General features: G+C 61.1%; 1 pseudogene. It reads left to right on the forward strand.

Features of this window, described 5'->3' with window-relative positions:
* A pseudogene (locus AO068_RS27815) lies at positions 1–922 on the forward strand (filamentous hemagglutinin N-terminal domain-containing protein); the annotation flags it as partial.

The following is a 922-nucleotide window of genomic DNA, read 5'->3' on the forward strand; positions in this document are numbered from 1 at the left end:
TCGCGCCTTGCAGGCCACCATTACCCAGACCCTGAACAACCAGGGTGCCACACTGAACGGGCAGTCGAGCACGCGAATCGTGGCCACAGCCGTCGACAATCGTCAGTCGGGCCGAATTCTGAGCCAGGGCGGCACTGTCGATATCAACGCGTCTCAGGTGCTCAACAGCCAGAGCGGGCTGATCAGCAGCAATGGCACGATGATCATCACCGCCGCTTCGCTGGACAACAGCCAGCAAGGCAAGCTGTTCAGCAGCAGCGCTTTGTCCGCTCGTATTTCCGGGCAGTTGCTCAACCAGCTGGGGCTTATCAGCGCCAATGGCGATCTGCTGCTCAACGCGGCAAGCGTGGACAACCGCAACGCGGAAATCTCCAACTTATCAGCGCCAATGGCGATCTGCTGCTCAACGCGGCAAGCGTGGACAACCGCAACGCGGAAATCTCCAGCCTCGGCAGCCTGACCTCGACGGTGGGGCAGTTCAACAACAGCGAAAAAGGTCGCCTGCTGGCCAACGGCGCGTTGCAGTTGACGTCCGACCACCTGAATAACCAGAACGGCTCGGTGGCAGGGCAGCAGGGCGTACAGCTGAACCTGGGGCAACTGACCAATATCGGCACCGGCAGCGTTTACGGCAAAAACAGTCTGAACCTGGCCGTTAGCGGCGCGTTGAACAATGACCAAGGCACACTGCGCAGCGACGGCACCCTGGATATGCGTGCGGCGTCCCTGAGCAACAACACCGGCAGCGTGACCAGTGCCGGCACGGCGTCAGTCAGCACGAGCGGTGCGGTGGTCAACCGCGGCGGGCAGATCCTAAGCGATTCAACCCTGACGCTGACCAGCGCCAGTCTCGATAACAGCCAGAGCGGGCGTATTGCCGGTAATGGTCTGGCACTCACCACCGGTACCTTCGATAACCATC

Source organism: Pseudomonas sp. ICMP 3272, assembly GCF_001466905.1.
Taxonomy (GTDB): domain Bacteria; phylum Pseudomonadota; class Gammaproteobacteria; order Pseudomonadales; family Pseudomonadaceae; genus Aquipseudomonas; species Aquipseudomonas amygdali.